The 1,193-nt window shown below is 72.4% G+C and carries 1 protein-coding gene and 1 pseudogene; both read right to left on the reverse strand.

What is annotated here, in order from left to right; all coding sequences use genetic code 11:
• The coding region (gene rarD, locus A612_RS11615) for an EamA family transporter RarD (protein ID WP_019374645.1) at positions 1-698 on the reverse strand (698 nt) is incomplete at its 3' end.
• A gap of 69 nt (positions 699-767) precedes the next feature.
• A pseudogene (locus tag A612_RS11620) lies at positions 768-1,193 on the reverse strand (diaminopimelate dehydrogenase); the annotation flags it as partial.

Here is a 1,193-nt window from a genome sequence, read left to right on the forward strand (position 1 = left end):
CAGCGGCTCGCCGCCATGTACAGCGCCAGTGCCACGGCGCTGACCACGCCCAGCACCGGCACCATGCTCCACAGGTGGGAGTGCTGCGCGAGCAATGGCAGCGACGAGGGCGGGCGCGCCACGAACCACAGCGCCGCGGGCGCCAGCAACAGCATGTCCAGCCAGTGGCCGCCCAGGTGGTCGGTGGCCAGGCGCCTGCGCATCACGAAATACACCGTGTAGCCCAGCGCCACCACCCAGGTCTCCCAGGACATGCCGCCCGCGCGCACGAGCTCGTGCAGGACACCTGCGCCGGCCAGGGCCGCGGCCGTCCACTGCAGCCGGCTCAGCCGCTCGCGAAACAGCAGCCGCCCCGCCAGCACCATCACCAGCGGCAGCAGGAAATAGCCCAGGGACACCGGCAGCGCCCGCCCGTGCAGCGGCGCCCAGAGGAACAGCCACAGCTGCAGCCCCAGCATCGCGCTGCTCGCCAGCAGCGCCAGCGCCAGACTTGGCTGGCGCCGCACCCGCAACGCCAGCATGCGCACACGGCCGCCCTGGCGCAGTGCCAGCAGCAGCACGGTGGTGAAAGGCAGGGTGCACAGCACGCGCCAGCCGAAGATCTGCTCCCCGTCCAGGGGCGCGAGGAAGGGCGCCATGTAGTACATGGCGGCGAACATCACGGAGGCCGCCACGGAGGCGAGCAGCCCTTTCACCATGGCGCAGTGGTGGCCGGCCGGCGGCAGGAACAGGCGAAGCCCGGCCTGGGCAGCGGCGCGGGCGCCCCCTCAGAGCAGATCGGCACGCAACTCGGCGGCGCTGCGCGGCGAGAGCAGCCCCGGCGGCACGTCGAACACGGTCTTGCAGCCGTGCTGGCCCGCCCGGTTCAGCCGGTGCACCGCGCGGGCATAGGCCACCAGCACGCTGGCGGTGAACTCCGGATTGCTGTCGAGCTGGAGGCGGTATTCCACCACCTGCCCCACGCCCTTGCTGGTGGCGCCACTGCGGATCACGAAGCCGCCGTGCGGCATGGCGGCGTGCTCGCGCGCCAGCTCCTCGGCGCCGATGAAGTGCACCGTGGTGTCGTACTGGTCGAAGTAGTGCGGCATGCCGGTGATGGCCCGGCGCACGGCCTCGGCGTCGGCGCCCGGCTCCAGCACCACATAGCACTCGCGCCGGTGCTTCTCGCGCGTCGACAGCTGCGGCCGGCTGCC

This window comes from Melaminivora alkalimesophila (assembly GCF_000282995.1).
Lineage (GTDB): Bacteria > Pseudomonadota > Gammaproteobacteria > Burkholderiales > Burkholderiaceae_C > Melaminivora > Melaminivora alkalimesophila.